Source organism: Methylobacterium sp. WSM2598 (assembly GCF_000379105.1).
Taxonomy (GTDB): Bacteria; Pseudomonadota; Alphaproteobacteria; order Rhizobiales; family Beijerinckiaceae; genus Methylobacterium.
The window spans coordinates 1-7,274 of record NZ_KB900613.1 but is presented as its reverse complement, the minus strand read 5'-3'; the positions used below and the strand labels follow the sequence as shown (position 1 = coordinate 7,274).

At 68.0% G+C, this 7,274-nt stretch carries 9 protein-coding genes; 5 read left to right on the top strand and 4 right to left on the bottom strand.

Annotated features, from left to right (window positions below; all coding sequences use genetic code 11):
- The 3 genes from MET2598_RS42495 to MET2598_RS0135680 all read right to left on the bottom strand — a co-directional run.
- Positions 1 to 964: DUF7146 domain-containing protein (locus MET2598_RS42495; protein ID WP_084674107.1), on the bottom strand; the 964-nt coding region annotated here is incomplete at its 3' end.
- Positions 965 to 1,177: 213 nt separating this feature from the next.
- Positions 1,178 to 1,381 carry a helix-turn-helix domain-containing protein gene (locus MET2598_RS0135685; RefSeq protein WP_018264124.1) on the bottom strand — a complete coding sequence of 68 codons (204 nt, stop codon included), beginning with the start codon at positions 1,379 to 1,381 and terminating at the stop codon, positions 1,178 to 1,180.
- A gap of 186 nt (positions 1,382 to 1,567) precedes the next feature.
- A complete protein-coding gene (locus MET2598_RS0135680; protein WP_018264123.1) occupies positions 1,568 to 1,933 on the bottom strand; it encodes a hypothetical protein in 366 nt (121 codons plus the stop codon).
- Between the two features lie 517 nt (positions 1,934 to 2,450).
- On the opposite strand from MET2598_RS0135680, the gene MET2598_RS0135675 reads away from it, so the two are divergent.
- The 5 genes from MET2598_RS0135675 to MET2598_RS0135645 all read left to right on the top strand — a co-directional run bounded on the left by MET2598_RS0135675 (position 2,451) and on the right by MET2598_RS0135645 (position 6,567).
- Positions 2,451 to 3,095, top strand: coding sequence for a ParA family protein (locus tag MET2598_RS0135675; protein WP_018264122.1), 645 nt, complete (start codon positions 2,451 to 2,453; stop codon positions 3,093 to 3,095).
- Positions 3,092 to 3,448 (top strand): hypothetical protein, encoded by a 357-nt coding sequence (locus MET2598_RS0135670; RefSeq protein ID WP_018264121.1) that lies wholly within the window; start codon positions 3,092 to 3,094, stop codon positions 3,446 to 3,448. The genes MET2598_RS0135675 and MET2598_RS0135670 overlap by 4 nt, the downstream gene beginning before the upstream one ends.
- A 501-nt stretch (positions 3,449 to 3,949) precedes the next feature.
- Entirely contained in the window at positions 3,950 to 4,690 is a 741-nt protein-coding gene (locus tag MET2598_RS0135660) for a hypothetical protein (RefSeq protein ID WP_018264119.1), read from the top strand.
- Positions 4,691 to 5,464: 774 nt separating this feature from the next.
- A complete protein-coding gene (locus MET2598_RS0135650; protein WP_236728950.1) occupies positions 5,465 to 5,647 on the top strand; it encodes a hypothetical protein in 183 nt (60 codons plus the stop codon).
- 236 nt (positions 5,648 to 5,883) lie between these two features.
- Entirely contained in the window at positions 5,884 to 6,567 is a 684-nt protein-coding gene (locus MET2598_RS0135645; protein ID WP_020493692.1) for a sigma-70 family RNA polymerase sigma factor, read from the top strand.
- Between the two features lie 223 nt (positions 6,568 to 6,790).
- Here the strand turns inward: MET2598_RS0135645 and MET2598_RS0135635 are convergent.
- On the bottom strand, positions 6,791 to 7,274 hold a 484-nt coding region (locus MET2598_RS0135635), incomplete at its 5' end, for a recombinase family protein (protein ID WP_018264114.1).

Sequence of the window (7,274 nt, the reverse complement as noted above, 5' to 3'; positions counted from 1 at the left end):
CATGACACCGCCCCTGGGTGAGTAGGTCGTTGAGGTCGGTGCGAGCGGTCTCGGTCTGGACCAGGAACACCTCGCGGCCCGCTGCCTTCCAGCGGGTCGCGCACGTCTCCGCGGCGGCAATGCCAGCCGGGTCATGGTCGACCGCGATCCAGAGACATTCGATCCCAGGCAGGACCGGGAAGCCGGCGACGCCGCTCGCCGCGATGAGCGACCACACGGGCGACAAGCCGAACTCGGGCAGACCACGCATGGCGAGAACCGTTTCTATACCCTCGCCGATGCCGAGACAGGTCGTGACCTCCTCATCCGGCGTGAGCTTGATCGCCCCGCCGCCGATCGGGCCGAGCGCCATGCGGCTGTGCCCGGAGACAAGCGCTTTGGTAGCGTCCCCCGCGAGAGCGGTGCGGTGGATGGCAGTCGGCGCGTTCGTCCGGATGTCGGTGGCGAGCGCAACGAGAGCGCCCGTCGTCTCGCCGGCAAACGGGCAGTTCGGATGCCAGCGCAAGGCGCCGCAGCTCTCGGGCACCAAGTGCTTGATGCCCCGGCGTGCGAGGTAGACCTCCGCGGTCGTGCCGGCGACCGGAAGGCCGTTGCGCCACACACCGAGCGCGCGCTTGAGGTTGTCGGCCGGGGGCTTCGTGTGCGTGAGCGGCGCACTCACCTGCCGGCGCCCGGCTTGCCACGCTCCCGGCCGCCACTCAGGAAGGCCAAGGCGGGCGCGGACGTGCTCGCGGCACGCGTCGAACGGATCGTCCGCGTGGCTGTGGACGCGAAACCCGTCCGGGGCGCCCACGTCGAGCCACACCACCAAGCTGTTGTCGGTCCGGCTATGACCGGGCCCCGGCGCGCGGACACACTGGCCCATCACCTTGCCGCCGAGGGCGCGAGCGATGTCCGTTAAAGACAAACAAGAAGAAGCCGCTTGACTGGGCGGCTGCCAGGATCCACATTCGCGGCGGTTCATAGTTCAGGTCCGTTATCGAAAGGCTCTCGGGGGCAGTCCGGGAGCCTTTCTCTTTGAGGAATGGGTTTAGTCGGCCGGAGACGGCCGGGACCGTTCTCGCCGCAGCCGGTTCCGCTGGTGGCAAGGTGAACGGTAATCTTGGTGCCGGGCCGCCCGTACTGGCGGGGCGCGGCGAGCATCACGCCCGCAGGCGATCAGCTCCGCGGTCGAGCGTCAGGCGGCCTTGGACGGCGCGAGGTCGAGCATCCGCCGGAGCGTCGCGCTTGGCACGCGATAGACCGAGCCGATCCTGATCGCGGGGATGTCTCCGCGCTGCAAGGCTTTGTAGGTGGCGCTCTCGCCCATCCCGAGCAGGGCCCCGGCGGTCTTGGCGTCTACCGTTGGGGCCGCCAGGATCTTCTCAATGTCGGCATTCATGTCGCACCTCGATCGGTTGTGCCTTTCGCCGAACGTAACCAGGGTTCCTCGCAACGTGATGCCTAGAGGCCCGAGCCGTCCTGCGCTCTCGGGCGACGCTCTCCCGCCGCTTTAGGCGTTGTAAAGCCCCTCTCGTTACTTTTGGCCAAAGCATACTAGATGTTGCAAATCCGCAATCATCCTCAGCTATTCGGCCGCTGCTCCGCGGCGCTCCCGGGCGAAGTCCACTCGGATGACGTTGCCGGCATCATCTGCGACGCGCAGGTCCTGTTCGCTCACGGCGATGCCAAGGTCGGCCAGGAGCGACCGGAGGAGGGCGAGGCAGGGGTCTTCGTTTACCCGCCAGCTCGCTCGGACCAGGGCCGCCGCCTTCGCGCGCACGCCCTCGGGCGACAACGCCGGTAACGCGGCCATCGCCGCGACCTGCCCCTGCTGCTGATGGAAGATCGTGTCCATGCCCGGGGTGCCGGCGTTCCATCGCCGTTCAAATTCCGCACCAAGACGTAGGATCTCATCCCGCACGGCGAGCAGGTCGACGTCTGTTGTCGTCATGTTTATCTCCTATTGGACGGAGATATGCTATCCATCTGTAGATGTTTGTAAATACAAAAGCTTTTTGCATTTACTACGGGCGCGCGAGGTGTCGGCTGTAGTCTGGGACGACCGCACCGCCCGCATGTGGGAGATTGCGGAAAACCTGGATCGCGCCGACCTCGACGTGATTGAGCGCGCGCGGCAGACGGCCGAGTGGATCCACCTCTACGAGGAGGGCGAGAGGAAGCGGCGCGAGGAGGGAGTTTCTGAACAAAATGTTCAGAAACCCCAGGGGGGCCGCCCCGAGAGCGGGGTCGCCGCCGCAGCTCGCGCCCTTCCGCTCAAGGGCGAGACGCCCGAGGAGCAGGCCGCCAGCGTTCCGGGTGCACCATCATCAGCACGGTGCCACACAGCTTTTATCACGGGAAAGAAACGTGACACGAAGGGGACGCCAACGCTGCTGCCCCCCCTCGGTATGGTCACGGTCCTGCAAGGTTTTCGTCCCATGATCGTCCCGGGACGGAGATGTGACGGCATGGGGAAGATCATCGGACTGGTGCAGTCCAAGGGCGGGGTCGGGAAGACGACCACCGCCGTCAACCTCGCGGCCGAGCTGGTCCGTCGAGGGCACACCGTGGCGCTCCTCGACGCCGACCCGGCCGGGCACGCCGCGGCGATCGCCGAGGACGGGCGGCTCGCCTTCTCGGTCACGTCGCACCTGCTGGAGGACGGCAACGGGGCCGCCGCGTGGGCGAAGACGGTCCGGGGCAACACCGCCGAGTTCGTCGTGATCGACGCCCCTGGCTCGATGGGCGCCGCCTACGGCGCGACCCTGGCGGTGGCCGACCTCGTCTGCGTGCCGTCCGGTTCGACGGTCCTGGACATCAGGGGCGCGGCCGAGACCGTCCGCGTGATCCGTCAGCACCGCCGCGAGACGAAGGCGGTCGGTCCCGACATCCTCGTAGTGCCCTCCCGCATCGACAAGCGCACCAGCGCCGGCCGGGACGCGGTCGCGACGCTCGCCGCCCTGACCGAGCCGGTGGCGCCGCCGATCACCTACCGCGCCGCGGTCGCCGACAGCCTCGCGACGGGCGAGGCGGTCCCCACCGACAGTCCCTCGGCCGTGGAGTTCGCGGCGCTCACCGACGCGATCCTGACGCGCCTCGGAGTGATGGCATGAGCAAGCGCACGACCCTCGCCCAGACGCTCGCCCTGAAGGCGGCGGCTGCCGTCACGGCGGTCCCGGAAGAGGTCGAGGCCGCGCCGTCGCCCGCGCCCGAGCTGCCACCCGCCCCACCCGTGGTTCTCGCGGAAGACGCCGGGTCGGTCACCGTCGCCGAGGCTGACAAGCCCCGGCGCGGGCGGCCCCGCGGCCGCCGCGAGGTCGCGAACCGGCAGACCGTCTACCTCGACGAGGCCCGGTACGCGGCCCTGGTGCGGCTCGCCGACGACCGCGGCCGCTCCGTGCACTCGCTCATCATCGAGGGGATCGACCACGTCATCGGCAAGCCCGTGAAGACCGGGTGGCAGTAGGGGGATCTGCCCCCTGCCGTGACGGTTTCGTCCTGTGACAATAAGGGGATTCAGCCGTGACGGCGACGTGGCTGCTGGTCGGCGCATCTCGCGGTGTCTGGCGGGTCGAGAGCGCCGGGGTGTTCAATCCCGAGTTGGCGCGGCCAGATCAGGGCTAACACCCTGTAGCGTCAATGGAATTTCGCGATATAGTCCTGCCGGGATGCGGCCCTGGCCGGCAGCGCGGTTTGACGAAGCGCGACTGTTCGGGTCTGCTGACCAGTTAACGCGCCTCGGGCTCCCCCGAGTCGCCCAGGAGATACCGCCGCCGCAGTACGACCCTGAAAAGCAAGACCCCCGCCGCTGGTAACGGCAGGGGTCTGAAGCCCGCGAGGGGCCGGATCAAGCTCACACCTGGATCCTCCCCGACAACCTGCCGAGAGTCAATCTGGAACCGCTAGTTCCGGACGCGGGCACGCTTTGCCGTTCGCCCTGCCGCGGTCCTGACAAGGACCGGGACCGATGAGTCATGACCAGGAGCTGAGGGACGTCGCCCGCCTCTACGCGGAAGGCCGCATCACCGAGGCCGAGTACGAGCAGGCAGACGCCGCGATCCGCGCCCGGATGCCCCGGGAGGGCCGCAGGGGCAACGTCGTGCCGCTCGGCCGGGTGCGCAGCCTCTTCCCGCCCAAGCGTCGCTGCCGGTCGCCGGACCGCCTCGCGAGCCTGGAGCGCCGCCGGACGATCGCGGCCTCCGGGCCGATGCCCCCCGGCCTCGCCTGCCGCTACACGACCGGGCAGCTCGCGGTGCTCGGGATCGTGGGTGACGAGATCGCGGTGTCGGGCGCGTGCGTGCTGACGATCGGCGAGATCGCGGCGCGGGCCGGCGTCTCGCACCGGCTGGCGCAGGACGCGATCCGACTGGCCGAGCTGGACGGCTTGGTGAGGATCGAGGAGCGGCCCCGGCGCGGGGACCGGAACCTGCCGAACCGCCTGACCGTCCTCTCGCGCGAGTGGTCCGCGTGGCTGCGCCGTCGTGGCCGGGGGGGAGGGTGCAGAAATGCGCGCCCCTCGGATAGAGGGAGTTCTTCTCCTAGGGCAGAGCGGCCGGCGGCAACCGTCCTGACGCTGCCGGGACGGCGCCTCGCAGCCCCGCAGGCGGCTCCTCCGGCCCCGCCGCGTCCTGCCCTAGCTGGCGAGGGGGATCGGAGCCTCTCCGCCGCCCTGGAGCGCTTCCAGCGGGCATGGGCGAACCGGGAGTGAGCGGAGCGGGATCGGCCCGTGCTGCGCCCGCAGCCATGCCGCAACCGCCAGGAGAGCGGCGTGGTCGAGGCGACGCGCCAGCTCGTCCTCACACTGCTGCCGGGCGCGAGCGCTCAGGCCGGCGAACCGCAGAAGCAGTTGCTGGGGCACGTCGTCGAGCAGCAGCCCCGGCGGAGCGACGTCGGCCGGTGGCGGCGCGCGGCGGTTGGTCCGGCTGACGGAGGTCACTTGAGCCACGCTGCTGCGACACGCGGTGAGGAAAGGAGACGAACGCGGCGGTAAGCGCTCCGACCGAAGCACCTTGAGCTTTGGTTAAAACACAGATGCGCTGCTGCTCTTCTTATGCAGGAGAAGCATTATTATAGCAAGGCTTGCGCTCGCCGTGCCAATAAGGCCGACGATTGCTATCGTGTCTGCAATCATCTCTGCCTCTTATGCTTGTTGCAGCAAGTGGTATCCGGCGTCAGGTGATTTGGCAACTCGGATCGACGGCCTAGGGCACGTTCGGCCTGCCTTGGGCGGGCATCGGTATCTAGGCTCAGCACACCCTAAGTAGGGGCCTAAGTACCTCTGATTACTAATGGCCAAGCCTATCACAACCCCGCACGGGAGTTGCAGTAAGCTGTGGATCTACCCCGGTCGGTGCGACAAACTCAGCACAGGTAATTGCCCCCGGTGTGTCACTGTGAGCACGCTGGCGACATGTCCTGTAGCCCGCCCACATCGCACTTCCAGCTCTGGCTACTGTGGCCGCGGCCGGACGGTGCCGGTGTTGTGACCGATCATGAGGATCTGGGCGTCGCCACCAAAGAGGAGGCATTCGCAGCCGCCATGGCGCGGGCTTGCGAGCTGTTCAATCAGTCTGACGGGGTCATCATGCTGCTGGACGGAACGGGCAAGCTGATCTGGTCACAGCGAAGCGGCATGCCTCGGCCGGGTAACCTCCTCGGCTTGTGAGTGCACTGGACCGCGCAGCCGCGGGAGAACTGGCGCTGCATGCACTGACGATCAGGGCGGGAGCGGCGGAATAGCGCCCGCTGCGAGCAGTCTCGGTCACGCCCAGGGCGGCCGATCGGGCCCCCTACGTAGTCTTCTGCATACCATAAGCCAGCTATCCCCAGAGGTGCGCGGAACCTGGGCAGTAGCCGCATACTTGAATATGAGAGTGTATTTCTCATTCCAAGAGAAGGCGCATGTCGTTCTATCTCTTCAGCGAAGCGGACAATGCTTCGCCTAGTCCTCCCGATTTGCCGCCGTTCCTGCGTGATCATCTCGGTAAGGAGTTGCGCGCCTGCTACGCCGGGGTTATGAGCGAGCAACAGCCTCAAGCGCTGCTCGACTTGGTCGCCCGGCTCGAGGACGTGCTGGCTAAAGTGGCGGCAACGAGGTCCTCGTTCAGCAACGACCTCCTGGCCCAGGTGCCCGCTCTGCGGCACTTCGCTCTGACCCTCACGCTCAACACCACTCAGGCCGACGACCTCGTGCAGGAGACGCTGCTGCGCGCGTGGCAGCACCAATACCGCTTCCAGGCGGGCACGAACCTTAGCGCGTGGCTGTTCACGATCCTGCGCAACCAGTTCTACACGACGTGCCGCAAGCGGCGCCGCGAGATCGAAGATGCTGACGGCGTCGCCGCCCAGAAGCTCGTTGCTCTGGCGGAGCAGGAAAGTGGGATCGAGCTGAAGGAGACCTGGGAGCAGCTCGACAAGCTGCCCGCGTCGCAGCGCGAAGCCCTGCTGCTCATCGCCATCCAGGGGCTGTCCTACGAGACCGCGGCGCGCCTGATGGGCTGCCGTGTCGGCACGGCGAAGAGCCGCGTCAATCGCGCCCGGATCGCCCTGGCTGAAGCGCTGGGCTACGAGCGCGCGCATTCATAAGCCGCTCGGCCCGATAGCCGTGGCGCTCTTGGCGATCTTGGTGATGTGGGCCCGACTGCACCCGGCTGCCGCCTGGATCTGGGACCACGTCATGCCCTTCGTGAGCATCGCGGCGATCCTAAGCCCTCGTTCCGCGGCGAGGGCTTGAACACCGGCCCGAGACGCATCGGCTGTTGGCGGGGGACCTACGGGCTCGGCGCGGCGCGCCCCGGATCACGCCGGATCACGTGAGCTGCCGGTAGACGGACGTCCGCGAGATGCCGAGGCGCCGGGCGATCTCGGCCGGACCAAGCCCTTCCGCCCTCAGCATCCGCACCTTGTCCGCGTCGATCGAGGGCAGGCGGCCCTTGTAGACCCCCTCGGCCTTGGCCTTGGCGATCCCCTCCATCTGACGCTCCTTGCGCAGGTTCGTCTCGAACTCGGCGAACACGCCCAGCATGTCGAGGAACGCCTTGCCAGCCGCGGTGCCGGTGTCGATCGGCTGCTCGGTCGCCTTCAGGGTGGCGCCCTTGGCCTTCAGGGCCCGCACGATGTCCTGGAGGTCGCCGATCGAGCGCGCGAGCCGGTCGATCCGGGTGACCACCAGGGTGTCGCCCTCCCCGATGAAGTCGAGGACGGTCGCCAGTTCGGCGCGCCCGGTCGTCGTCGTGCCCGTGACCTTCTCGGACCGGATCGGGTCGCACCCGGCCGCCTTCAGGGCCGCGAGC